The organism is Actinosynnema sp. NPDC037264, assembly GCF_055603705.1.
This window is the reverse complement of the sequence record NZ_JBVJVK010000003.1, coordinates 39636-63979: the sequence shown is the minus strand read 5'-3', so window position 1 is coordinate 63979 and position 24344 is coordinate 39636. Positions and strand designations below refer to the sequence as shown.

24 protein-coding genes and 1 pseudogene are annotated in these 24344 nt (G+C 71.0%); 18 read left to right on the top strand and 7 right to left on the bottom strand.

All coding sequences use genetic code 11. The features are described 5' to 3' along the window. Positions 1-158 precede the first annotated feature (158 nt). Genes ACZ7GX_RS04940 through ACZ7GX_RS04925 form a run of 4 tightly spaced genes read left to right on the top strand, consistent with a single transcriptional unit; the run spans position 159 to position 3913 of the window. A complete protein-coding gene (locus ACZ7GX_RS04940; RefSeq protein ID WP_498772958.1) occupies positions 159-602 on the top strand; it encodes a hypothetical protein in 444 nt (147 codons plus the stop codon). A gap of 8 nt (positions 603-610) precedes the next feature. Continuing rightward, entirely contained in the window at positions 611-2527 is a 1917-nt protein-coding gene (locus ACZ7GX_RS04935; protein ID WP_498772956.1) for an Hsp70 family protein, read from the top strand. Next, complete coding sequence (locus ACZ7GX_RS04930; RefSeq protein ID WP_498772954.1) at positions 2508-3083, top strand: hypothetical protein; 576 nt, start codon at positions 2508-2510, stop codon at positions 3081-3083. The genes ACZ7GX_RS04935 and ACZ7GX_RS04930 overlap by 20 nt, the downstream gene beginning before the upstream one ends. Further along, complete coding sequence (locus tag ACZ7GX_RS04925; protein ID WP_498772952.1) at positions 3059-3913, top strand: hypothetical protein; 855 nt, start codon at positions 3059-3061, stop codon at positions 3911-3913. The genes ACZ7GX_RS04930 and ACZ7GX_RS04925 overlap by 25 nt, the downstream gene beginning before the upstream one ends. A 90-nt stretch (positions 3914-4003) precedes the next feature. Here the strand turns inward: ACZ7GX_RS04925 and ACZ7GX_RS04920 are convergent, their stop codons facing one another. After that, positions 4004-4948, bottom strand: a complete 945-nt coding sequence (locus ACZ7GX_RS04920; protein ID WP_498772950.1) for an alpha/beta fold hydrolase — start codon at positions 4946-4948, stop codon at positions 4004-4006. Between the two features lie 116 nt (positions 4949-5064). Between ACZ7GX_RS04920 and ACZ7GX_RS04915 the strand changes: the two genes are divergently transcribed. Next, the gene (locus ACZ7GX_RS04915) at positions 5065-6015 is read left to right on the top strand and encodes a helix-turn-helix transcriptional regulator (protein WP_498772948.1); all 951 of its coding nucleotides are present in this window, start codon (positions 5065-5067) and stop codon (positions 6013-6015) included. Positions 6016-6159: 144 nt separating this feature from the next. On the opposite strand, the gene ACZ7GX_RS04910 is transcribed toward ACZ7GX_RS04915, so the two are convergent. After that, on the bottom strand, positions 6160-6906 hold the full coding sequence (locus ACZ7GX_RS04910; RefSeq protein WP_498772946.1) for a hypothetical protein: 747 nt from the start codon (positions 6904-6906) through the stop codon (positions 6160-6162). 219 nt (positions 6907-7125) lie between these two features. On the opposite strand from ACZ7GX_RS04910, the gene ACZ7GX_RS04905 reads away from it, so the two are divergent. Next, positions 7126-10035: an AfsR/SARP family transcriptional regulator gene (locus ACZ7GX_RS04905; RefSeq protein ID WP_498772944.1), complete on the top strand. Its 2910-nt coding sequence runs from the start codon at positions 7126-7128 to the stop codon at positions 10033-10035. Positions 10036-10074: 39 nt separating this feature from the next. Here the strand turns inward: ACZ7GX_RS04905 and ACZ7GX_RS04900 are convergent, their stop codons facing one another. Beyond that, entirely contained in the window at positions 10075-10878 is an 804-nt protein-coding gene (locus ACZ7GX_RS04900) for an LURP-one-related family protein (protein ID WP_498772942.1), read from the bottom strand. Positions 10879-11453: 575 nt separating this feature from the next. Here ACZ7GX_RS04900 and ACZ7GX_RS04895 point away from each other — a divergent pair. Beyond that, entirely contained in the window at positions 11454-11609 is a 156-nt protein-coding gene (locus ACZ7GX_RS04895) for a hypothetical protein (RefSeq protein WP_498772940.1), read from the top strand. A 283-nt stretch (positions 11610-11892) separates the two neighbouring features. Then, positions 11893-12117 carry a transposase domain-containing protein gene (locus ACZ7GX_RS04890; RefSeq protein ID WP_498772938.1) on the top strand — a complete coding sequence of 75 codons (225 nt, stop codon included), beginning with the start codon at positions 11893-11895 and terminating at the stop codon, positions 12115-12117. Here the strand turns inward: ACZ7GX_RS04890 and ACZ7GX_RS04885 are convergent. Next, a complete protein-coding gene (locus ACZ7GX_RS04885) occupies positions 12095-12370 on the bottom strand; it encodes a hypothetical protein (protein ID WP_498772936.1) in 276 nt (91 codons plus the stop codon). The genes ACZ7GX_RS04890 and ACZ7GX_RS04885 overlap by 23 nt on opposite strands. A 129-nt stretch (positions 12371-12499) precedes the next feature. Here ACZ7GX_RS04885 and ACZ7GX_RS04880 point away from each other — a divergent pair, with 129 nt between their 5' ends. From ACZ7GX_RS04880 to ACZ7GX_RS04865, 4 genes and pseudogenes are all read left to right on the top strand, one after another. Continuing rightward, entirely contained in the window at positions 12500-12997 is a 498-nt protein-coding gene (locus ACZ7GX_RS04880) for a transposase (RefSeq protein ID WP_498772934.1), read from the top strand. A gap of 1 nt (position 12998) precedes the next feature. Beyond that, positions 12999-13247, top strand: a complete 249-nt coding sequence (locus tag ACZ7GX_RS04875; protein ID WP_498772932.1) for a hypothetical protein — start codon at positions 12999-13001, stop codon at positions 13245-13247. A gap of 201 nt (positions 13248-13448) precedes the next feature. Beyond that, positions 13449-13646, top strand: a pseudogene (locus ACZ7GX_RS04870) (helix-turn-helix domain-containing protein); the annotation flags it as partial. A gap of 128 nt (positions 13647-13774) precedes the next feature. Next, the gene (locus ACZ7GX_RS04865) at positions 13775-14242 is read left to right on the top strand and encodes an IS630 family transposase (RefSeq protein WP_498773450.1); all 468 of its coding nucleotides are present in this window, start codon (positions 13775-13777) and stop codon (positions 14240-14242) included. A gap of 259 nt (positions 14243-14501) precedes the next feature. Here the strand turns inward: ACZ7GX_RS04865 and ACZ7GX_RS04860 are convergent, their stop codons facing one another. Together ACZ7GX_RS04860 and ACZ7GX_RS04855 are read right to left on the bottom strand one after the other, a co-directional pair. After that, positions 14502-15026: an RICIN domain-containing protein gene (locus tag ACZ7GX_RS04860; protein ID WP_498772930.1), complete on the bottom strand. Its 525-nt coding sequence runs from the start codon at positions 15024-15026 to the stop codon at positions 14502-14504. Positions 15027-15121: 95 nt separating this feature from the next. After that, on the bottom strand, positions 15122-15541 hold the full coding sequence (locus ACZ7GX_RS04855) for a hypothetical protein (RefSeq protein ID WP_498772928.1): 420 nt from the start codon (positions 15539-15541) through the stop codon (positions 15122-15124). 522 nt (positions 15542-16063) lie between these two features. Here ACZ7GX_RS04855 and ACZ7GX_RS04850 point away from each other — a divergent pair. Together ACZ7GX_RS04850 and ACZ7GX_RS04845 are read left to right on the top strand one after the other, a co-directional pair. Beyond that, the gene (locus ACZ7GX_RS04850; protein WP_498772926.1) at positions 16064-16399 is read left to right on the top strand and encodes a hypothetical protein; all 336 of its coding nucleotides are present in this window, start codon (positions 16064-16066) and stop codon (positions 16397-16399) included. Between the two features lie 1672 nt (positions 16400-18071). Continuing rightward, positions 18072-18881: a hypothetical protein gene (locus tag ACZ7GX_RS04845; RefSeq protein WP_498772924.1), complete on the top strand. Its 810-nt coding sequence runs from the start codon at positions 18072-18074 to the stop codon at positions 18879-18881. Positions 18882-18948: 67 nt separating this feature from the next. On the opposite strand, the gene ACZ7GX_RS04840 is transcribed toward ACZ7GX_RS04845, so the two are convergent. Continuing rightward, positions 18949-19797, bottom strand: a complete 849-nt coding sequence (locus ACZ7GX_RS04840) for an NB-ARC domain-containing protein (protein WP_498772922.1) — start codon at positions 19795-19797, stop codon at positions 18949-18951. Here ACZ7GX_RS04840 and ACZ7GX_RS04835 point away from each other — a divergent pair. From ACZ7GX_RS04835 to ACZ7GX_RS04820, 4 genes are all read left to right on the top strand, one after another. Then, the gene (locus ACZ7GX_RS04835; protein WP_498772920.1) at positions 19796-20077 is read left to right on the top strand and encodes a hypothetical protein; all 282 of its coding nucleotides are present in this window, start codon (positions 19796-19798) and stop codon (positions 20075-20077) included. The genes ACZ7GX_RS04840 and ACZ7GX_RS04835 overlap by 2 nt on opposite strands. A 28-nt stretch (positions 20078-20105) precedes the next feature. Further along, entirely contained in the window at positions 20106-21929 is a 1824-nt protein-coding gene (glmS, locus tag ACZ7GX_RS04830; protein WP_498772918.1) for a glutamine--fructose-6-phosphate transaminase (isomerizing), read from the top strand. Between the two features lie 156 nt (positions 21930-22085). After that, on the top strand, positions 22086-22955 hold the full coding sequence (locus ACZ7GX_RS04825; RefSeq protein WP_498772917.1) for a TIGR03621 family F420-dependent LLM class oxidoreductase: 870 nt from the start codon (positions 22086-22088) through the stop codon (positions 22953-22955). Next, complete coding sequence (locus ACZ7GX_RS04820; protein WP_498772915.1) at positions 22952-24232, top strand: APC family permease; 1281 nt, start codon at positions 22952-22954, stop codon at positions 24230-24232. The genes ACZ7GX_RS04825 and ACZ7GX_RS04820 overlap by 4 nt, the downstream gene beginning before the upstream one ends. The last annotated feature ends 112 nt before the right edge of the window (positions 24233-24344 follow it).

Sequence of the window (24344 nt, the reverse complement as noted above, 5' to 3'; positions counted from 1 at the left end):
ATCGGATCCCCGGGGCTGCACGGCATGCGCGAAGAGCGCGGTCGGAGGACGTGCGGAAGCCGCGGCACGCCGCTGCCCGGGAGGGGTCCCCGGCCGGCGCGTCTACCGTCGCACGGCAGTCGCTTCCCGTCGGCACGCAAGTGATCGGAATCGAGTCCATGGACGTCACCTCGCTCTTCGCGTTGCCGCTCGTCGTGCCGCGCGCGAACCGCTACGCGGAGCTCGGCATCGCGCCGGAGGCGACGGCCGCCGAGGTCCGCGCGGCCACCGATCGGCACGTCGCCCGGCTGAAGGCGGGCGGCGCGAGCGACGACGCGATCGCGCGGGCGCACCGGCTCAGCCTGGAGAAGCCGGAGGACCGGGCCGCCTACGACGCGGAGCACCCGCCGTTGGCGTTGCTGCGGCTCGAACCCGCGGGCCACCCGGTCTTCGACGACCGGGCGACCAGCCTCGCCGCGCTGCGCCGTGAACTCGAGCGGTTCCTGCTCGACGCCGGGGAGGCGGTCCACCACCCGGACGACACGACCCGGACGGACTTCACCGCGGACTTCCGCCCGACCCCCTTGCTCGACGACCAGCGGCCGGGCCGGACCAACGGATGACGGGGACCATGGACGACAAGAACGCGCACCTGCACCGGGTCGTCGGCATCGACCTGGGCACGACGTACTCGGCGATCGCGGTGTTCGACTCCGACGAGGACACCGCGGTGATCGTTCCCGACCGCACCTTCGACCCGCCCGCCGGCACCACGCCCTCCGTGGTCGGCTTCGACCCGGACGCCGGCGTGGTGATCGTCGGCGCCGCGGCGAAGCAGGCCATGTCCGCGCCCGGTCGGGGCCGCGAGACGATCATCGAGGTCAAGCGCGAGATGGGCGCGCTCTTCAGCGAGGAGACGCTGGAGCTGTTCGGGGCGAGGGGCACGTCGTTCCGCGTGGACGACCCGCTGCGCGTCCGCCTGCACGGCGAGTGGTTGCGGCCGCAGGAGGTCAGCGCCCTGGTGCTGATGCGGATGAAGGAGATCGCCGAACAGGAGCTCGGGCGCGGCGTGCACGACGCGGTGGTCACCGTGCCGGCCTACTTCACCGAACGGCAGAAGAAGGCCACCGAGGAAGCGGCGCTGCTGGCCGGCCTGCACCCGCGGCAGCTGATCCCGGAGCCCACCGCGGCGGCGATCGCGTACGGGGTGGACCGCGCCGAGGAGGAGGCGAAGGTCTACCTGGTCTTCGACCTCGGCGGCGGCACGTTCGACGTGTCGATCATCGAGACCGAGGACCGGCAGATCACCGTCCTCGCCACCGCCGGTGACGCGCGGTTGGGCGGCGGGGACTTCGACGCGGCCATCGCGAAGTGGCTCAACGACAAGGTGGGCCGCTCGTCCCCGAGCGACGACGAGCGCATGCAGGCACTGGCCGCCGCCGAGAAGGCCAAGCGCAAGCTCTCCCTGCACGAGAGCACCACGATCGACCTGGGCGGCGGCGTGCCGCCGGTCGAACTCGACCGCGCCACGCTCAGGTCGTTGATCAAGCCCACGTTGGACCGGTCGCTGACGAAGGTCCTGGAGGCGCTGGAGATGGCCAGGGGCGGCCCGGACGAGCCGCCGCTGGACGTCGACGCCGTCCTGCTGGTCGGCGGGTCGACCCGGATCCCGCTCGTGCGGGAGATGCTGGTCGACCACTTCGAGAAGGACGACGACTTCGTCCGCGCCGACGGCGATCCCGACACCCTCGTCGCACGGGGCGCCGCGATCCTCGCCGGCCGGTTCGAGGCGTCGGACTCCTTCGACCTCAACCGGCGGCCGACCGCGGAGCGCCAGTCCGACGCCGACGACTTCGAGATCCGGCTCATCACCGAGCACACCCTCGGCGTCGGCGTGCAGGACGACAGGTTCGACCCGCTGATCGAGCGCGGCGCGAAGATCCCGACGCGCAAGGAGAAGCGCTACACCAACCAGAAGGACTCCGAGAACGTCGAGGTGCCGATCTACCAGGGCGAGTCGGGCCTGGTGTTCGACAACACCCGGGTCGGCACGATCGTGCTGGACAAGATCGAGCCGCGGGAAGCGGGCCACCACCAGTTCGACATCACGTTCAAGCTCGACGTGAACGGGCTGCTCGAGGTCAAGGTGTTCCACGTCAACGCGGGGCGCGAGTACGAGGCGACGTTCCGGCAGAGCACCAGCATCGGCAGGATCGACATGCTGGCCGAGAGCAGGCGGCGGCTGCTGCGGCTGCTGGAGCCGGGTCTGCGGGAGACCGATCCGGTGGGGAGCGCCGACGCGTCCCCGTTCACCGTCCCGCCGCCCGTGGACGTGATCGCCGAGAGCTCTCCGGCCGTGGCTCCGGACGCCGTGCCCGCCGAGTTCCGCCGGCTGTTCCGCAAGGTCACCGCGTGGGCCTCGGAACGCGACGCGCCGCAGGACCTCACCGCCGCGCTGCGCGAGTTCACCGAAGCCGTGCGCACGGGCGTCGGGCTGGACGACGTCGCCGACCGTCTCGAGGACGCGTATGACCGCGCCCGGCGATGAACCCGTGCGGCTGATCGAGCAGGAGCTCGACGCCGAGTACGCCGGGGTCGGCAGGCGCGGCACGCTGTACCGCGCACCCGCCCGGCGGCGCTGCTACCGGCTGATCACGCCGACCGAGATCGGCGCCGACCACCGCGACGAGCTGAAGCGCTGGCAGCACCTGGGATCCCGCGCGGGCCTCGCCCCCGTGGTCCCCGCCGACGCGGCGGGCGACCAGCAACGCCTCGGCGGTCGCTGGTACCAGGTCGTCTGCTACGAGACGAGCGGCGGGCGCAGCCTCGCCGACGCCATCGCCGATCCCGACCCGGCGCGGCGCGTCGACGCGCGTACCTCAGGAAGCTCAACGACCTGTCCGGTCTCGCCGCCCGGTTCGCCGTCGAACGCGTCATCCGCGCCGCCGAGAACAGGCTGGACTCCTCGGCCGACTTCCCCGACCGCTACCAACGCCTCTGCCGGTCCTGGCACCGCAACGGCGCGCCCGAGCGCTACCTGGACCTGCTGGAAGACCCGCACCCGGTCTACCTGCCGTCGGTGGAGCACGCGCTCGACCTGCTGAACGACCCGCGCCCGGTCCACCTGTCGTCGGCGGCGGACGCGGGCGCCCGGCAGGACGACGAAGCCTCGGCGCGCGAGGCCCGGGACGCCGTGCTGGCGGCGTTGCCCACCATGGTGCACTGGATCACCCGGCTGCGCGGCGCCGCCGGTCCCGCCGCCATGCTGGGCGAACTCCTGGACGCGGTGGGCGAGCGCGCCCGCGCGCTGCCGCTGCTCGCCGAAGCCCGCGCCGCCTGCGTCCCGCGCGACTCACCTGCCTACGTGCGCCTCTGCATCCAGTGCGACGAGCTCCTGGACGCCCGCACGCGGCTGCGCAGGCTCGCCCGCAAGGGAGAGCACCTGGACGAGGTGCACCGGTTGTTCGTCCTGGTCCACCGCCGCTCGACGCGGTGGCCCGGCCCTCCGTCCACGGCCGGGGACATCGCGGCCGACTTCGCCCTGATGTCCCAGGTCGACGCAGGCGACGCCCGACGCCGGCTCGTGGTCGAGGTGACGATCGCCAAGCACCGCCGCCGTCCCGGGGAGGTGGACCCGGACTCACTGGCCAAGGACCTCCGCCGGCTGCTGCGCGACGACGAGGGCAACTCCCACGCCCGGTACCAGCTGACCCAGCTGCTCTACCAGCACGCGGTCTCGGTCCGCACCGCCATGCGCACGACGTTCGGCGCACGTCGCGCCGCCTTGCGGGACGAGCTGACCCGCCTGCGCACCGAGTGCGCCGACCACGCCGCCACCCTGCTGCTGGACCACGACCCGACCGACGACCACCACGCCCTGGCCGACCGGGCCCGGCTCGACGAGGTCGACGCGATCCTCGGCAAGGTCCGCTGAGGGAACCGCCGGCGCACCCGGCGGGGTGCCGAACTCGACCTGGCGACGGGGCACGGACGCCCGCGCGTACGGTTCCGGCCGGACCCGCCGTCAGCCGGCAGCCCGCTGGTCCAGCCACTTCAGGATCGCCCGGTTCGTCGCGTCCGGCATTTCCTGCTGGATCCAGTGACCGCAGTCCAGGCCCACCACGTCCACGTTCGGCACGAACTCGGTCAGTCGTGCGGACCTCGGGATCGTGTCGCGATCGCCGTAGATCATGAGTGCGGGCTGTCGGACGACCGGGTCCACGTCGGCCAGCAGACGCCAGTTGCGGTCGAGGTTCCGGTACCAGTTGATACTGCTCGTGAAGCCCGTCGACGCGAAGGCGGAGACGAAGACGGCCAGTTCGCCGTCGCTCATGACGGGCTCGCCGAGGGGTGTCTCCGCCCTGGCGAGATCGATCATCGCCATGCCCGGCCGCGGCGGCTTCGGCGGCTCGTTCTTCCGGAACAGGTTGCGCAGGAACCGGGCCGCGTGCTCGTCGAGCACGGCGTCCGCGACGCCCGGCTGCCGGTTGAAGTGGACGAAGTAGAAGTCGGGGCCTAGCACGGCCTCCATGGACTCGATCCAGGGCGTGTCCCCGCGCTCTTGGTAGGGCAGGCTCAGCGCTACCACGCCGTTCACCCGGTCCGGGTGCAGCAGGGTCAGGCCCCAGACGACGAACGCGCCCCAGTCGTGGCCGACGAAAGTGGCGTCCTCGTAGCCGTAGTGGTCGAGGAGGGCGACGAGGTCACCCGACAGGTGCCCGATGTCGTAGTCCGCCACTTCGGTCGGACGGGACGAGTTCCCGTAGCCCCGCTGGTTCGGGACGATGACGTGGTAGCCCGCCGCGGCCAGGGCAGGCACCTGGTGGCGCCACGAGAAGGCGTGCTCCGGCCAGCCGTGGCAGAGCACGATGGGCTTCCCCGCGTTCTCCCGGCCCGCTTCGAAGACCTCGAGTTCCACACCGTTGACGGGGACGAGGGTGGGTTGGGGAAAGTCGGTCGGGTTGAACATTGCGTTTCCTCTGTGTTCGTTGGGGCGTCAGCGCCGACGGCCGTCGCGGCGTGGTGCCATCGTGCCGACCGAAACCGGTCACCCCATGACCGGTTTTCCGTGGGAGTCTTGCCCGTGTGCGAGCCGACCGGCTGATGGCCATCCTCCTGCTGCTGCAACAGCGCGAGCAGCTGACGGCGGCGGACGTCGCCCGGGAGCTGGAGGTGTCCGAGCGCACCGCCCGCCGTGACTTCGACGCCCTGGCCATGGCCGGCGTGCCCGTCTACTCCATCCAGGGCCGGGGCGGCGGCTGGCGGCTCGTGGGCGGTGCCCGCACCGACCTGTCCGGGTTGACCGCGGGTGAGGCCCGCGCCCTGTTCCTGGTCGCCGGCCCGGCCTCGGCCGCGACGCCGGCCGTGAAAGCGGCGCTGCGCAAGCTCGTCCGTGCCCTGCCGGAGCCTTTCCGGGTGCAGGCCGAGGCCGCGGCGTCGTCGTTCGTCATGGACCCGCAACGGTGGGGGTCGAGCCGGATCGAGCACCGACCGCCGCCCCGCTTCCTCGACGACCTCCAGGACGCGGTGATCCGCCGCGTCCAGGTGCGGCTCGGCTACGTCGACGGCAACGGCGCCGAAACCGAGCGGACCGTCCACCCACTGGGCATCGTCGCCAAGGGACCGTCGTGGTATCTCGTCTGCCACACCGAGGCGGGCAGGCGGACCTTCCGGATCGACCGCGTGTCCTCCGCCGACCCGACCGGCGATCCCGCGCACCGACCCGACGACTTCGACCTCGCCGCGAGCTGGCGCGAGATCGCCGACGAGGTCGACCGCAGGCGGACGCCCCTAGAGCTCCAGGCGACCTGCGCACCCGACGGGATCGCCCGGCTCCGGATGGTGCTCGGCGACCGGCTCGAGGTCGGAGGTGCCACGACCGGCGGCCGCATCGAGGTCGTGATCCGCGGCTACAACGAGTACGCGCTCGCCGGCGAGCTCGCCGGGCTGGTCGAGTGGCTCGAGGTGACCGGCCCCGAGGGTGTGCGGGACCACCTCGCCGCGATCGGCGCCGCACTGGTCGAACGGTACGGCTGAGACCTGCTGGTGGACCCGGTCGTGCGCACGTGGGCCGTCGTGCGCCGGACGGCCGTGGTTGCGACCGTGGTGGTGATCGCGGCCCGAAAAGCCCCCGCCCGCGGCCCGTCGGGGGGAAGGCCGCGGGCGGGAACACCCCTCGGGTCAGGACAGCAGGACTGTCCGGGAGGTCTTGGCGACCGGGCGGCTGGTGTTCGCGGTGGCCCGGTCCGCGGCGATCTGCACGGAGGTGTCGTGCTGACCCTTGTCGCCGTTGTACGCGGTGCAGCCGTACCACTCGAGCATGCCCTCGCGGTACACGCCCTTGCAGGTCGGCGTGAGCTTGGAGATCACCGTCGTGTTGCCGTGCACGAGGGTGTCCGCCAGGCCCTGCGTGGTCAGGCCGGCGCGCCCGCGGGCGATCAGCGCCACCGGGCCGACCGCGTCGAGGGCGAACCCGAGCTGGTCGATCGCGCCGGGGTCGACCACGGCGTCGAGCAGGCTGTCGATGTAGGTGACGCAGGCGGTGGCGTCGCGGGCGAACGCCTGGAGCGTGTCCGGCGTGAACCGCTCGATGTCCGCGAAGTCGATGATCGCGGCCCGCGCGCACGCCTTGGCCTGCGCGGTGGCGACGAGGTCGATGTGGGAGATGATCTCGTTCTTGGCCGAGTCGATCGCGCTGAGGATCTGCCTGGTCGCCTCCTCCACCGACATGCCCGCCTTCGCGAACTGCCGGTACGCCGAGTAGGCCGCCTGGGCCGCGGCGACGATCACCTGCACCGAGGTCGCCGACACCTCACCGGACTGCGGTGCCGCGGCGGGGGCGGCCTGCGCGCCGGGAGCCGCCATCGGCACGACCATCGCCGTGGCCAGGACCGCGGCCGTCGTGCCGCGCACCAGTCGCGAACGCATACCGCTCCGCGGCGCTCGTTGCCGTAACCACATGAAGTCCTCCGTGACCGTGATGGGGTGCGGCGAGGACCGGCGTGTCGTGGGCTCGTGCCGTTCCGGTCCGTCACGTCCGCCACCTTGCTCGACCGAACGAACGAAAACCTGCGGGAAACCTGCAACCGCGCGAAGCCCCTGCTAGACCGGGATCACGGGGGCCGGTCGGCGAAAGGGAGTCCCGCGGTGGCGGTGGAGTTCCGCGTGTTGGGCCCGGTGCAGGCGTGGGTCGGCGGGCGACCGGTGGACCTCGGTCACGCCCGGCAGCGGTGCGTGCTGGCGGTGCTGCTGGTCGAGGCCAACCAGTGGCTGTCGGCCGACCAGCTGCTCGACCGGGCCTGGGGTGACCGGGTCCCGCCCGGCGGCCGCAACACCCTGTACGGCTACCTGTCGCGCCTGCGCCGGGCCCTGCGCGCCACCGAGCACGCCGCCATCGTGCACCGGTCCAGCGGGTACGAGCTGGTCGTCGACGAGGAAGCGGTGGACGTGCACCGGTTCCGCCGGCTGGTCGCGCGGGCACGCGCCGAGACCGACCAGGTCCGCGCGCTGGAGCTGGCCGAGGTCGCCGCCGGGCTCTGGCGGGGCGAGGCGCTGCTCGGGTTGGACACGCCGTGGATCACCTCGGTGCGCCACGGGCTGGAGCAGGAGCGGTTCGCCGCCGACACCGACCGGTTGGACCTGGCGCTGCGGCTCGGGCGGCACGCCGCGCTGCTGCCCGAGCTGACCGACCGCGCCGCCGAGCACCCGCTGGACGAGCACGTGGCCGCCCAGCTCATGCTCGCCCTCTTCCGCTCCGGTCGCCAGGCCGAGGCCCTGGACCGGTACCGGCGGCTGCGCGCCCGCCTGGCCGAAGAACTCGGCGCCGAACCCGGATCGGACCTGCGGCGGCTGCACCACCGGATCCTGGCCGCGGACCCAGACCTGGCCTCGCCCGAGGCGGACCGGTCACCGGTGGTGCCACGCCAACTGCCCGCGGCGCCTGCGCCGTTCACCGGCCGCGTGCCCGAGCTGACCGAACTCGACCGCGCCCTGGTCGCGGCAACGGGCGACGGGGCCGACGCGTCGGGCGACCCGGTGGCGGTGACGGGGACGGGGACGAGCGCGCGGGCGGGGGCGATCCCGGCTACCGGCGCGGTGGCGATCTCGGCGGTCGGCGGGGTGGGCGGGGTCGGCAAGACCTGGCTCGTGCTGGCCTGGGCGCACCGCAACCTGCACCGGTTCCCCGACGGGCAGCTGTTCGTGGACCTGCACGGGTTCAGCCCCACCGGGGAGCCGACCGACCCGGCCGACGCGCTGCGCGGCTTCCTCACCGCCCTGGGCGCCACCACGGACGGCACCCAGTCGGACCCGGGCGCCCTGTACCGCAACCTGATGGCCGGGCGGCGGGCGCTGGTGCTGCTGGACAACGCCGCGTCCGCGGACCAGGTCGTGCCGCTGCTCCCGGGCAACCCCACCTGCACCGTGCTGGTCACCAGCCGCACCAGCCTGCCGTCGTTGATCGACCGGCACGGCGCGCACCACCTGCCCCTGGGCGTGCTCACGCCCGCGGAGTCCCGCGCCCTGCTGGCCGCACGGCTGGGCGGGCACCGCACCGACGCCGAACCCGACGCCGTCGACGAGCTGGTTCGGCTGTGCGGTCGGCACCCGCTGGCCCTGGCGATCACCGCGCGGCACGCCGCCACCCGTCCCCGGCTCCCGCTGGCCGAGTTGGCCGCGGAACTGCGCGAGGCGGGTCTGGAGATGCTCGACCACGACACCGACCTCACCGCCAGCCTGCCCGCGGTGCTGTCGTGGTCGCTGCGCCACCTCACCGAACGGCAGCGGATGGTGTTCGTGCAGCTCGGGATCGCGCCCGGACCGGACACCGACCTGCCCGCCGCCGCCTCCCTCACCGGCCTGACCCCGACCGAGGCGCGCAAGGCCCTGCGGGTGCTGGAGGACCACTCGCTGCTGGACCGGCACCCGCACGGCCGCTACGCGATGCACGACCTGGTCCGCGCCTACGCCACGACCGCGGACGAGCACCTGCCGGAGCCGGCGCGGGAAGCCGCGCTGGAGCGGGTGGCGGACTTCTACCTGCACACCGCCCACGCCGCCGACCACCTGCTGAACCCCTACCGCCCACCGATCCGGCTCGACCCGCCCGCGCCCGGCGTCCAGTCCCACCCGTTACCCGACCGCGCGACCGCCCTGGCCTGGATGGACGCCCACCACCTGCACCTCCTGGCCGTCCAGCAGGACGCCGTCGCCCGGCGCGACCACCGGGTGGTGTGGCAGATCGCCTGGACCCTGGGCACGTTCCACCGCCTGCGCGGGCACATCCACGACGACCTGGCGGTGTGGCAGGCCGCGGCCGAGGCCGCCACCCACCTGCCCGACCCCGGCACGCACATCCTCGCCCACCGGCTCCTGGGCCACGCCAACGCGGAACTGGAGCGGCACGAGCGGGCCATCGACCACCTCCACCAAGCCCTCGCCCTGGCCCGGCAACACCACGACCTCGCGCAGCAAGCCCATACCCACCACGCCCTCACGTGGGCCTGGGAGCAGCGCGGCAACGACCGCAAGGCCCTCGACCACGCCCGGCACGCCCTGGACCTCTTCCGCGCCCTCGGCTCCCCGGTGTGGGAGGCCACCGCGCTCAACATGGTGGGCTGGCACGCCGCCCGCCTGGGCGAGTACGAGGTCGCCCGCGAGCACTGCCAGGCCGCCCTCGACCTGTACCGCCGCCACGACGACCTCGACGGCGAGGCGGACACCTTGGACAGCTTCGGCTGGATCGAGCACCACACCGGCCACCACCGCCGGGCCGTCGAGCACTACCGGCAGGCGCTCGACCTCTACCACGCCGTCGGCAACACCGCCGAGGCCGCCGACACCCTGGACAACCTCGCCCACCCCCACCTCGCACTCGGCGACCACGCCGAGGCTCGCGCGGCCTGGAGGGAAGCGCTGGACCTCTACCGGCAGCAGGGCCGCGACACCGACGCCGAGCGCGTCCGCCGCCAGCTCGCCGACCTGGAGCCGGCGTCGATCAGGACCGGGAAGGCGGGGAGCGGAGGGCCGGGGCCGTCCGGCCTCACAGCCGGGACTTGAGCACGTCGACCTCGTCAGCGTCGGCGTGCCGCCGGTGACTCAGCCGAAGCCGCGGCTGTCCTGCTTCAACGCCGTGTCCACGGTCAGCGCCGACGCCACGACCAGGCTCAGCAACGGGTCGGGCAACGGCCGGTGGATCTGGACGACGTAGTTGTCGGCCGTGGTGAACATGGTCTTCGCCAGGCCCTCCCACGTCTTGGTGATGCGCGCGACCTCGGCGCCGGTGTGGTCGGAGACGGAGAAGTTCCACGCGCGCCAGTTCTCCGCCTGCACGCCGCCGATGCGCTGACCGCCGACCTCGAACGCGAACCGGATCTTGCCGATCGCGTTCTCCTGGCGGATCTCGCCGAGGGGCGCCCCGTCGCCGCGCTCGACGATCATCCGCGACTTCACGACCTTCGCCGGCCTGGTCAGCCGCAGCACGGTGTGCCCGTGCGCGTCGCGGACCTCGAACTTGTGCGTGAAGAACTGGTCGTAGCTGCCCAGGAACCGCACGGCCTTCTTCAACGCGCTCTGCCCGACCTGCACCACCGCGCCCAGCTGCCGGCCGTGCTGGTCGTAGACGGCGTACTCGTTGGCCAGTTCGATCAGCTTCACCCGCTGGTTGACCACCAGCACGGGCTCGGTGAACAGCGTGCCGCCGCCCTGCCCGACCTGGCCCACGCCCGCCTGGCGCTGCTGCCCGCGGATGCGGTCGGGGTCGTGCGCGCCGTCCAGCGCCACCTCCCACGGGCTGGAGTCGTCGGCCTGCCGCGTCTGCGGGGTCCACTGGTTGCCGTCCCAGTAGCGGACCACCGGCGAGCCGGGACGCTTCGGGTACCAGCCGGGTTGCGGGTTGACCATGCCGCGCAGAGTAGTCGCGCACCGCCCGCCACCGGCCCCGATCGGCGGAACAACTCCGCCCGCGGGTTCCCCGGGAGCGCTTCGGGAAGTGCCGGTCACACCGATCGCTGACGGATCGAGGACGCCACGAACCGGCCACTGGACGAGCCGATGGCCGGTCCGGCCTGCCTTCGACGCGGCGGCCCACGCCCCGATCCGGTTCCGCGTACGCGCGTCGGATCCAATTCGGTTACGCACGGTCACCCCCGTGGCCGCCGGTCGGCCGTGCCCGAATCCGGGCACGGCATTTGGTCCGGTGGTTGGCTGCAACAGCTGGTCCGGCGCGGCAACCGCCTGATCCGCACCGACCTCGGCCGACTGGCGACCCTGGCCGGCTTCACCTGAATTGGAACCGAGGGCCGCTCCTCGACCACATCCTCACAGGCTGAACGTGCCGACACGGAGGTGCATCGGTAGCTCAACGGTGTTGACCAGCCTCCAGATGTCGTCATCTGCCGCTGATCGCCTCAACGATCATCCCGATGATCAGACGTCGTGCATCGGGAAGGTAGTGATGGCCTCCCGAAAGAAGCGCGGTGATCGTCGCAGCGGACGTGTGCCGCTGCCACCCCAACAGGTCCACATCGGACACCCGCCAGTTCACGCAGAACATGTTCGCCGGGACCTGTTCGGCCAATCCCGACGCCGCCGCGATCGACGGCACCAACGCCGTGCCCAACGAGACGGACTGACAGACCCGTCAGGCGCTGGTGCAGATCGCCCGCGATGTCGAGCTGACGTTCCTGGTCGGCCACTACCAGGAGCCCACCGACAACTCCACGGTGCGCAAGACGCGGGCATCCTGGAAATCACCAGCACCAATGTGATCACCGACGCCGCCCCGTAGCCGCTCACCGAACTGGTGGTCCTGGAGGGTGGCAGAAGAGTGTGGGAGAACGGCGGCATCCAGGTCTCGGAGACGGCCACTCTGATGTGCAACGCGTGGCAGAAGCGCCGCGTGACCGACGAGATCGGGTGATCGCCGAGACCGGGCGGGAGGGGCGGCGTGATCGGTTGTTGCCGCCGGTGGTGGTGTATTTCGTGTTGGCGATGTGCCTGTTCTCCAGTCAGGGTTATGAAGAGGTGGCCCGGTTGTTGACCGAGGGTATGTCGTGGGCGGCGTGGTGGTCCAAGCCCTGGTGGGTGCCGACCACGGCGGCGATCTCCCGGGCTTGGGTCAGCTGGGCCCGGCGCCGTTGAAGGCGTTGTTCGAACAGGTCGCGAAGCCGTTGCCCGGGCCGACCACGCGTGGGTCGTGGTATCGGACCTGGCGGGTGCTCGCCGTCGACGGCACGACGTTCGACGCGCCCGAGAACACCGAACGGTTCGGTCGGCCGGGCAGCGGCAGGTCGGCGGCGCGGGGTGATCGGGCGGCGTTTCCGCAGGTGCGGGTGGTGGCGGTGGCCGAGTGCGGCACCCACGCGATCGCCGCGGCCATGCTGGGCCCGATCACGGCGGCCGAGGCCACCCTGGCCCGGGAGCTGTTCCCCGGTCTGGGCGCGGGTGAGCTGGTGATCGCCGACCGGGGGGGTTCGCCGGGCTGCCGCTGTGGCGGGCAGCGTCCGCGAACGGGGCGGACCTGTTGTGGCGGGTACACGCCAACATCGTGTTGTCGGTGCGGGAAGACCTGCCCGACAGGTCGTATCTGTCGGAAATCGTGGCCACCGACCACCACTACCGCCGCATGGATCCGGTGACCGTCCGGGTCGTGGGGTACGCACTGGACGATCCCGCACGCCCCGGGCACGACGCGCCCTACCGGTTGATCACCACGATCCTGGACCACCGCGGGGCCCCGGCGAAGGAGTTGGCGGCGTTGTACTGCCAACGCTGGGAGATCGAGACCGCGCTGGACGAACTCAAGACCCATCAACGCGGTCCAGGGCAGGTGCTGCGTTCTCGCGCCCTACAGCGAGATGCTTTGGTGGGATATCCCGCTCGGCGGCGTGGTCCCGTACGCCTCGGTCATCACCACGGCCGTCGAACTGCGGACCACTCCGCACCATGTGGCATCTCGCCTCAGGGCGTGAGGTCTTACACTGTCGTGTCCGCGCCTGCCTTCAGGTCTCACCCTCGATGACGTGCCGAGGTTACTCGGCACCACCGACAATGGCGACCAGCGAATCACGCGCAGCAACCGCGTGTCACTGCACCACCTACTCGTCCTCTCTCGCCGGATGAGGAAACCGGTCCCTCAGATCATTACCTGGCCGCGCGAGCTCGGGGCGCACATTCCGGATCTGTCCACCATGATCCGAGAGGCACTGATCCGCGTACCCCGCGAAGTGACCTCCTCGCAGGACGAGTTCGACGTCGGAGACAGCGTCTAGTGCTGCACTCGGAACGTTGACCCGGTAATCGGCCTGGTTGGGTTACAGGCCAGGCTGGTCCTCCCATGTCGAGCGGGAGGTGGTCGTGGGTCGTCGTCCGGAGGTGTTCGTCCGGCCTTCGTCCATGGACGAAGGCCGCAAGCTGGCCCGGATCGGTCGACTACGTGCGTGATGTGATCCACGCGTTCAACGAGCGGGGGTTTCGCGGCACCGGACCCGAAATGGAGCAGGGGACGTCCGAGGGCGATCGGTGAGGCGGTCCGCGAGCGGATCTGTCTGATCGCCCGGACCTCCCCCTCCTCCTGGGGCATCAGCGCGTTCTCGACCTGGTCGCTGTCCAGGCTGCGCGAGCACCTGCTCGATCGCGGCACCGTGGCGGCGATCACCCGGGAGACCCTGCGCCGCATCCTGCACACCGGCGGCATGTCCTGGCAGAGCACCTCCACCTGGAAGGCCTCGGACTTCCCGACCAGGATGGACCGGATCCTGGACCTCTACGACCACCCATCTGAGCGCGGCCGGGTGATCTGCATCGACGAGTTCGGGCCGCTCAACCTCCAGCCCCGCAAAGGCAGGTCTGGCGGCCGACCGGCTCCCCGCTGCGATTACGGGCCACCTACAACCGCCGCCACGGCGTCATGCACATGCTCGCCGCCCTGGACCTGACCACAGGGAAGATCCACTACCGCATCCGCCGTCACAAACGGCACGGCGAACTCCTGGACTTGCTCAGAAGCCTGCGGGCGCGGTGGCCGGGTCAACAACTCCACCTGGTCATGGACAACTTCTCGCCCCACCGCCACCCCGACGTCCACGCCTGGGCCGCCGCCAACGACGTCGAGCTGGTGTTCCTGCCGACCTACTCCAGCTGGTTGAACTGGATCGAGGCCGAGTTCACCGCCCTGCGCTACTTCACCCTCAATGGCACCATCCGTACACAGGTAGCCTGTCACGACCTTCCGCGCACCGCCTGTCAACCAGGCCGGTCGGCATGACCGCGGCCGAGCGGACCGGGCTGGCCAGGGAACGGCTCTACCGCGAGCTGCGGCGGTTGCGTACGAGGCCAAGACGAGCGGCCCAGTCCTAGCACCGGCTGCAGGTTCGCCAGACCCACATCGACGATCTGGACGAGCGGTTCGTATTCCTGCACCGAAAATGCACGGTGCTTCGGTCGGCAACAAATACGACTGGCTCCGGGGCAGCGGCGGATGCCGCAGCCCCGGGACGCCTCATCAGCGCGGTTCCGCTGTGCGGCTACACGCCCCAAATGCTCCATTGCTGCGCAGCGCTGCCGTTGGGACCCCACAACTGCAATTGCCTACCGGCGGAGTAGTCCGAACTCGGAATGTCGAGCACGAAAGCTCCATCGGTGTGCGTGGCGAGCTGGTGCCCACCCACAGGATGGGAAAGGCGGTGCCACCGCTGCGAGGCGCTCCCGTCGCAGCGATTGACCTTGATGCGCACTCCCCAACCGCGTTCGCCGTCGAAGTCCAGGCACAGCCCCCAGTCGTAGGACGGGTGGTAGTAGTCACCGCCCTCGCGTGCATCCTCCTCTACCCACACCTGGGCGGCGGTGCCGTTCGACGGCCACAACTGGACGGCGCTGCCATGTCCGCCGGACCCGGCGGCGTCCATGACCAGACCGTTGTATTGGGCATGGAACTGCCACCGCTCCCCGGTCATCGCCGACGGTTGCGCCGCAGCGGTCGCGGGCACGGTGATCGCCATTGTGAACATGAGCGCAGCCGTCAGAGCAGTCCAGTTTTTGACAGATGACATGATCTCCCCCTGGTCGGTTTTATTTCAACCCACCCGACCGCAACCGATCAGTGATGGTTCGAGGTCGGATAACTGTGCGAATCCGGCGACCGGCGTCAGTCGACGATGCCGTATTGCCAGGTGTCGCAGTAGACGTCGGTGCCGCCCGGACCGTTCCGGAGGCATACCCTGAATCGGAAGGACTGACCGGTGGAGATGGTGGGCAAGTCCTCCCAAAACTGGCAGTCCCCGGTACCTCCGGCGGCATGAACTTCGTACCTCGTGCCCCGGACCTCCAGCATCGCCACGGCTCGTCTGCCATCTTTGGCTCCGCCGTCGCAGACGTCCATGTCCCGCCTGTCCGACGACGGGTTCACGAATCCTCCGTACCCGAAACCGCCTTCCGGCGAGGTCCGGGACACCGAGTCCGCATCCTCGGCGTACGCCGCCGGAGCGGAGACGATACCGCCGGCGACAAGCGTTGTGCCCGTCAGCATGGCAGCGGACAGATGACGAACTCGTTTGAAATATTTCATTTCATCCCCTCATCCGGCGATACGCCCGGATTGCCGCCATTCTTCGGGAGCCACCGCGCGAAGGCGTTCGACCGCCCCAGAAGACAGCGTGCAGGACGTGCCTGGGAGGAATCTTGTACGTTTCTGGAGTGCCGACACCTCCGCCCGGACGACCGCGTTCGCCGGCATCCCGACGCGGTCGACCTGGCCCAGCCCAGCCCAGCCCAGCCTGCGAGCGGCTGCACACCAACATCCGCACCGCACGGGGCCACCGGCAGCCGGCGACGTTCAACGCCAAGCGCGCCGCCCTCGCCAGCGCTTCGTCCTACTTCGCCGACCAGGAGTGGATCAACGACGCTGAGATGGTGCTCCACGGGCTCCGCCGGGAGCACCAGCACGAGGACCGGACGTTGTGGTCAGTGCTCTACACCACCGCGGCCCGCGCCGAGAAGTCTCTGGGCCTGGACGTCGAGAACCTCGACTGCGGGAACAGGAGCGCCCGCACAAAGCGCAGGGGCGACAAGCTGCTATACGACGCGCACCGTGCTGATGCTCGGTCAACTCCTCGGGCGCCGCCGCACCGGCCCGAGCTTCCTGCCGACCCGGATCGCGCCGAACGACGGCACAGTGCGGGTCCGCGACAAACGGGTGGGACCCGCACGACCTGCTGGACCGCGGCTCACCCATGCCGGCAAGGACCGCGCGACCGAGGCCGACCTGATGAACCTCTCCGGCCACGAGGACCGGCGCACCCTCGAGCGCTACCTCGAGCCGTCCAAGGAGGGCACGCACCGCCGCCTGGACGCAATCGACGCCTGCCGTCCCGAGCACCCCCAGACGCCGCCGAACTTGCCGCGAACCCGGATACACACCCAGTGAATGGGATACGGGGCTGCGCGGTGCCCTCAGCTTGATCACTCGGACCGCCGCGTCAACCGGATGACCCTCGGGTTGACGATCACAGGCGCGCCGCACCGCATTTTAAACCGAGATCGCGATATGCGCCAGTAGTTCATCAGACAACGCCCGGTGGACCCTCTTGGGGCTTTTCAGCATCGTTGACCGTACGCGCGGTCAGCCACAGTGGGGCGTACGACAACACGAAGGGATCACTTGCGGTGAACGTTCGTCTCAAATGGATCAAGCTCGGTACGCTCTCTACGGCACTACTACTCGGCAGTACCCTAGCCGCCGCCCCGCACGCAACCGCTGCGAGCGGCTATACCGTCCACGGCATGGTGGCGTGTAGCTCCGGTGCTCCAGTCAAGGCCGTGCAGGTGGTGGCGAACAACGGAGGCAGCGGGCCCGCCCAGTTGGGCAGGGCCGATGATGTGACGACCCTCGTCCCCAACAAGATCAGGTTCGCCAAGAACATCCCCAACGGGGGCACCTACTGGCTCCGTGTCGACTGCGCGTCGTCCATGTACATGCCAGCCAAGTCGGTGTTCTCGAACACCACGAGCAGTCGGAACCCCGATTTTCGTTGCAACAACTTCCCCCGGGCATGGGATCTCCTCGTCCGCACGACCCAAGTGCCGCTTCGGGGCAAGCAAGTCCTCCCTCCTTACGGCCGGTGCGCGTAATCGGCATTTAAAGCTTACAGTCGCCGGTTAAGCGCCCGCGAAGACATCCGACACATTCCCTCGTCTCGTACTCCGAGACAAGGGAATTTCTTTTGCCCGCGACCGGTCAGCCAAACAAGTTTCGTCAACCGCGCCGGAGCAACTTGACCTCGCACTAGGCAGTGTCCCTGCAGACCGGTGATCAGGGTGTCTGACAGTTTTGGTGCGTGGTGGGGCGTGGTGAGTTGACCGATCGTGCGTGGGCTGTGATCGAGCCGTTGTTACCGGTGTCCGGGCGCGGGCGCAGGTGGCGGGATCACCTTCGCCAGCAAGCCCAAGACCGTCAAGGGGAGGCCATTGATCTGCACATGATGGCGAGAGCCCACCACGGCCTGGGGGAGGATCGAAGAGCGATCGCGCTGTGCCAGCAGGCCCTCGACATCGAAGAACACCACCGCCTCCGACGAGAAACCGCCGCGACCCTGTACACCCTCGGCACTCTGCTGCGCACACCGACACCACGCAGGCACTCCGCTGCTGGCGCGAAGCCCTGCGCATCTACGACGACTTCGGCGACGACCGCGCAGCCGACCTGCACGACCGCCTACGTGCCCTCGAAGCCCAGGCGGACCGACCGTCCACAACGTGATCGACCAAGGCAGTCAGCTCAACCGAGTCGCGGCCCTGACCCATCAACTCGCAGACAGTGAAGTTGACCCAGTAGTACGCGGCTGACGGCACATCGCCAGAGCGGCCTCGAAGCGCTCCTCGAGCACCCGACCCGCACACTGGGGCATGGCGAGAGCATGATGAGGACGCGTTCACGAGCCGACGGATCTCGGTGATGGCCAGCTCGATCATGGTCTGCTGGGCGTGGTCGCCAGGACGGCAAGTGTGGCCGCCGTACCAGGCGTTCTTGGGCTCACGCTGTCGAGCGGGTCGGCGCCGGGGCGTTCCCGGCAGTTGCCCGCGGCAGGCACGATGGTGGCGTGCCCCGGACATGGATCTGCGTACGACAGGTTCTGCTGACCCTCGGATTCCTGCTCGCCATCGTGGTGACCAGCGGCGGAGTGGCCTTCAGCTACAGCTTCGGCTTCACCTGGCTCACCGTCCTGGTCTCGTTGCCCCTACTGGCCGGTGTGTTTGCCAGCGGGATGGTGTGGTTCATCGGCGAGCATTCGCTGGATGTCGAACCGAAGTGGATCGTGCCGGTAGCGATCGCCTCGGTTTGTCTGTTCTTCTATGCCCCGATCGGTCTGTCGCTCGCCTATCTGCACACGGCTGCGGATCGGGTGGCCGTCGTGGTCGTCGACGACGTCTACGGCAACTCCGCTCCGGACACCGACCAGAAGATCCGGGTCGCGGACGCCGGCACCGGCGCGGACCTCGGCGAGCTTGCCTACCACGCGGACCGGGACCTGCGGGTCGGCGACCGGCTGGAGGTCCTGGTCGATCCGCGGGGCTGGCTGCCGACGGAGGGCCCGGGGATGTCTCCCGCGACGCGCACGATGACCTACCTGTTCGCCGGCACCGGGTTCGGCGTGATGTTCCTGATCACCGGGTTGCGCATGCGCCGGGATCTGCGCCGCTATCGGCTCACCGGCTCCCGCCTGCCGTTCGCGGCGCCGGCGGACGCGCGGGATCCCGAACTCCGGCGCGAACCGACGGCCGACAACCCGGATGCGCCGGAGTTCGACCCGCCCGATTCCGACGGCGTGCTGGAGCGGGCTGAACAGGGGGGCGCTGGCGGCTCCTCCGGCGGTGACCACGGCGACTCCGGCGGCGATTACGGGGATTGAGCCGTCCGGGCTGCCGACGAATCCGTTGAACAGTTCCAATCTCGGAGCGGCCACCGACGGCCCCTGACTACAGCGGGGAGATCCTGGCATCGCCCGGCAGGTGGGGCCAGCTCAACCGCCCTCCCAGAACAATGTCACCCAAGTGGGCCAAATCAAGCCGCTCAAGCCGGGGCCAACTCAAACCGCCAGAGTCAGGGGTGAACACGTCCAGCCGATCACCCCGGTGACCGCCGCGCCCCGCCGCCGCGTCACGCTGGCGGCTGGTGACCACGACCTGCCCGCTGGGACCGGGTGGCGGGTCCAAGCCCCGCAGGTCGGCCGGGTCCTGCACGTCGTCCACCACGATCAGCAAGCGGCGCGATGTGCCGGCCAGCCACTCCCGAAACCGCTCCGCCGCTTCGTCGGGCGACCGGTCGGCGATCCGGTGGTCCTGCTCGACCAGCACCCGTGCGGCAGCCTCGGCATAGGCGGTCACGATCGCGTTGCGTGAGAGAGCCGACACCCACACCGCCACGGCCAGTTCCGCGTCTGCCCATACCGACCAGGCGTGGTGGGCGGCCAGCTGGGTCTTGCCGACCCCGCCCATCCCCGACACCACGACACCGGCGCGCCGCCCGGCCCCGACCAGCACGACCGAGCGCCCCGTGGCCAACGTCTCCACCATGTCGGCGTGGGCCCGGCGCTGCTGATAGTGCACCGCCGGTGCGTGCGGCACCCCGACCCGCACCGGCCACACCACCCGAGGCCGGGCCTGGTGGTAGTGGACGTTCCCGGCGACCGCACCGATGGCCATGCTCTGGTCGTTCGCGGTGATCGCGTCGGGGACAGTCCGGTTACGCACGGTCACCCCGTGGCCGCCGGTCGGCCGTGCCCGAATCCGGGCACGGCATTTGGTCCGGTGGTTGGCTGTGGCCATGCTGGAGCCCGTGGGAGACGAGGTGCCGGAGGAGCTTCTCCGGCACGTGGTCAGGACGACCGGGTTGCCTCCCGCGCTCGCGCGGCGCGTGGTGTCGGACGTCATGGGCTACTTCGTCGAGACGGCGGAGGAGTACGTGCTGCGCCGGCACGCCGAGCTGCGGCGCGACGGGCTGGGCAACGCGCGGATCTGGGCGCTGCTGCGGGAGGAGCTGGACGTGCGGCCGGTGGCCGCGCCGCCGCTGTCCGAACGCCAGCTGCGCCGGATCGTCTACGGCTAGGTCGACGCCAAGAGGGAGATCACCGGACATGTGCGGAATCGTCGGTTACGTGGGTCCGAGGGACGCCGTCCCCGTGCTGCTGGAGGGCTTGCACCGGCTGGAGTACCGCGGCTACGACTCGGCCGGCGTCGCGGTCGCGGACGACGGCGGGCTGCGGGTCGTCAAGACCGCCGGACGAGTCGGCGACCTGCGCAAAGCCGTTGCCGAGGGCACGGCGGGCCGCACCGGCATCGCGCACACCCGGTGGGCCACCCACGGCGAGCCGAGCGACCGCAACGCCCACCCGCACGTGGACGCCGCCGCACGCGTCGCCATCGTCCACAACGGCGTGTTCGAGAACTCCGACCGGCTGCGCGCCCAGCTCGCCGCCGACGGCGTCGCGCTGGCCTCCGACACCGACAGCGAGGTCCTCGCCCACCTCGTCGCCCGCAGCACGGCCGACACCCTCGAAGACGCCGTGCGCGAGGCGTTGGCGCAGGTCGAAGGCACCTACGGGGTGATCGTGATGGACGCCGACCGGCCGGGCGAGCTGGTCGCCGCACGCCGGGGCAGCCCGGTCGTGCTGGGCGTCGGCGAGCAGGAGATGCTGGTCGCCTCCGACGTCACCGCCCTGGTCCGCTTCACCCAGCAGGTCATCTACCTGGACGACGACGAGATCGCCACGGTCACCGCCGACGGCTACCGCACGTCCACCATGGACGCCCGCGCCACCAGCACCACCCGCTCCCCCACCGCGATCGACGTCGCGAGCGCCGAGTACGAGCTGGGCGAGCACCCCGACTTCATGTACAAGGAGATGCGCGAGCAGCCCGACGCGGTGGACCGCTGCCTGCGCGGGCGGCTGGACCACCGGTTCTCCTCGGCCAGGCTGGACGGCGTCGGCCTCACCCCGCAGGACTACCAGCGCATCCGCCGGGTCAAGCTGCTCGGCTGCGGCTCCGCGTACTACGCGGGCCAGCTCGGCGCGCAGCTGATCGAGGAGCTGGCCCGGATCCCGGCCGACGCCGAGCCCGCGTCCGAGTTCCGCTACCGCAACCCGGTGGTCGACCCCGACACGCTGTACGTCGCGATCAGCCAGTCGGGTGAAACCCTGGACACGCTCGCGGCCGTGCAGGAGCTCAAGCGCAAGGGCGGGCACGTCATCGGCGTGGTCAACGCGGTCGGCAGCACGATCGCCCGCGAGTGCGGCCACGGCATCTTCCTGCACGCGGGCCCCGAGGTGTCCGTGGCGGCGACGAAGTCGTTCACCACGATGGCCGTGGCGCTGGCGATGCTGGCGCTGGACCTGGGCCGGGTGCGCGACCTGTCCATCACCGAGGGCAGGCGGCTCGTCGCCGGCCTGTCCCAGCTGCCACACCAGATCGCGCAGGTCCTCGCCGCCGAGGACGACATCGCGGCCATCGCCCGCAAGTACGCCGGGGCGGAGCACATGTTCTTCGTCGGCCGGGTGCGCGGGTGGCCGGCCGCGCGCGAGGGCGCGCAGAAGCTCAAGGAGATCTCCTACGTGCACGCCGAGGCCTACCAGGCGTCCGAGCTGAAGCACGGGCCGTTGGCGCTGATCAACCCCGAGATGCCGACCGTGGTGCTGGTGCCGGACGACGAGCTGCTGGCCAAGAACACCGCCACCATCGAGGAGATCAAGGCGCGCGGCGGTCCGGTCATCGCGGTCACCGACGCCGAGCTGCCGCCCGGTCTGGCCACCGACGTCATCCGCGTGCCGAAGGCGCACGACGCCTTGGCCCCGATCACGCTCTCGGTGCCGTTGCAGCTGTTCGCCTACCACCTCGCGCACGCGCTGGGCCGTGACGTGGACCGGCCGCGCAACCTGGCCAAGAGCGTGACCGTCGAGTAGCCACCCGGCCTGGACCGTTCAGGCGCGGCCATTCGCGTGACGGCATCGGGGATCGCTATCGGCTCATATCGGGCGGGTCGGGGTGGGTGTTGACCGGCGTCGTCCCCGCACGGAACTGTTTGCGTATTTTCGCCGACACAACCCGCGGGGGACGCCGTGAACCACCTATCGTTCGGGATCACGCTGGCCACACCGGCCACGCACGACGCGCTCGTCGAGGCCTGCCGCACGGCCGAGGGGTTCGGGTTCGACTCCGTGCTCGCCGTCGACCACCTCGGGCCGAACCGGACCTCGCCGTTCTCGGTGCTGAACCTCGCCGCCCAGGTGTCGCCCACCCTCAAGGTCGGCACGTACGCGCTCAACGGGGCGTTCTGGAACTCGTCGCTGCTGGCCAGGGAAGTGCAGACGGTGCAGCGGATGAGCGGCGGGCGGCTGCAGCTCGGGATCGGCGCGGGGATCATCAAGCAGGAGTTCGACCTGGCCGGCATCCCGTGGACGCCGATGGACGCCCGGGTCGCCCACGTCGGCTCGCTGCTGGACGAGCTGGGCAAGCTGCTCGACGCCGAGCCCGACGTCGAGCACCCGCCGGTGCTGATCGGCGGCACCGGTGACCGGATGCTGCGCCTGGCCGCCGAACGCGCCGACGTCGTCAGCGTGGGCGGCATCAGGCACATCAAGGGCAAGGCGACGGGGAACTTCCGCGTCATCGGCTCGGACGAGACCGAGGAGCGCGTGGCGTTCGTGCGGGACGCGGCGGCGGGGCGCGAGGTCGCGCTCAACGCGTTCGTCCAGGTCGTCGAGGTGACCGACGACCGGGAGGCGGCGGCCGAGCGGATCGCCGCGGACTGGGAGCTGACGGCGGAGGTCGTGCTCGACTCGCCGTACATGCTGATCGGCACCGCGGCCGAGATCGCGGAGCAGGTCGTGGCCTCGCACCGCCGGTTCGGGTTCACGTCGTTCTGCGTGCAGCGGCCGTACCTCGACGCGCTGGGGCCGTCGATCGCGCTCGCCCGCGCCGCCGCATGACGGCGACGAAGGGCGGTCGGCTGACCGTCGGCCAGGGCACCGCCATGTACGTCGGCGCGGTGCTGGGCACGGGTGTGATCGCGCTGCCCGCGCTGGCGGCCGAGATGGCGGGTCCGGCGTCGCTGCTGGCGTGGCTGGCGCTCGTGGTGCTGTCGGCCCCGCTGGCGGCGACGTTCGCGGCACTGGGCGCGCGGCACCCGGACGCAGGCGGCGTGTCCACCTACGCGCGGCTGGCGTTCGGCGAACGCCTCTCCGCCGTGGTCGGCTGGTGCTTCTACTTCGCCGTGCCGCCGGGCACCACGGCGGCGGCGCTGTTCGCCGGCGCGTACGTCGAGGAGGCCGTCGGCGGCGGGCAGTGGACCGTCGTGGTGACCGCGCTGACGCTGCTGACCAGCATGGCCGTGACGAACTGGATCGGCCTGCGCGCGTCGGGCGCGGTGCAGTTCGTGCTGGCCGCGCTCCTGGTGTTCCTGGTGCTCGGCTCGGTGCTGCTGGCGGTGCCGCACGTGGACATGGGCAACCTGACGCCGTTCGCGCCGCACGGCTGGCTCGCGATCGCGCCGGCCGCGGGCCTGCTGGTGTGGAGCTTCGCCGGGTGGGAGGCGATCACGCACCTGGCGCAGGAGTTCCGCAACCCGCAGCGCGACCTGCCGCGGGCCACGGGCATCGCGGTCACGATCGTGGGCCTGCTGTACCTGTCCGTGGCGTTCGCGATCATCGCGGTGCTCGGCCCGGCCGCCGCGGACGGCGAGGCGCCGCTGGGCCAGCTGATCGCGCGCACGGTCGGCGGCGACGTGAAGGTGGTGGCGGCCGTCGCGGCGGTGCTGCTGACCATCGGGTCGATCAACGCCTACATGGCCAGCGCCTCGAAGCTGAGCGCGGCGCTGGCGCGCGACGGCGCGTTCCCGCGCAACCTGTCCGGCGGCACGGTCGCGGGGGAGGTGCCCCGCCGCAGCCTGGTGGTCGTGGTGGCGCTGTGCTTCCTGTCCCTGGCGGTGGCCATGGGCACGGGCACGGGCGCGAAGCTCTTGGTCCTGCTCACGACCGGGCAGTTCGTGGCGGTCTACCTCATCGGCACGGCGGCGGCGCTGAAGCTGCTGCCGACGCGGTCGCCCGCGTGGTACGCCGCGCTGGTGGCGTTCCTCGGCGTGGTGGGGCTGACGGTCGCCACGGCGGTGTACATGCTGTGGCCGCTGGTGGTGACCGCGACGGCGCTGCTGTTCCTGCGGTGGAACCGGAAGCGGCGCCGGGACCCGGTGGAGGAAGTCGTCACGTGACGGGTCGTGGGGGGGGGGGGGGGGGGGGGGGGGGGGGGGAGAGGGGGGGGGGGGGGGGGGGGGGGGGGGGGGGGTCGGGGGGGCCGGGGCATGGGTCCTCCTCTTCCGAGCG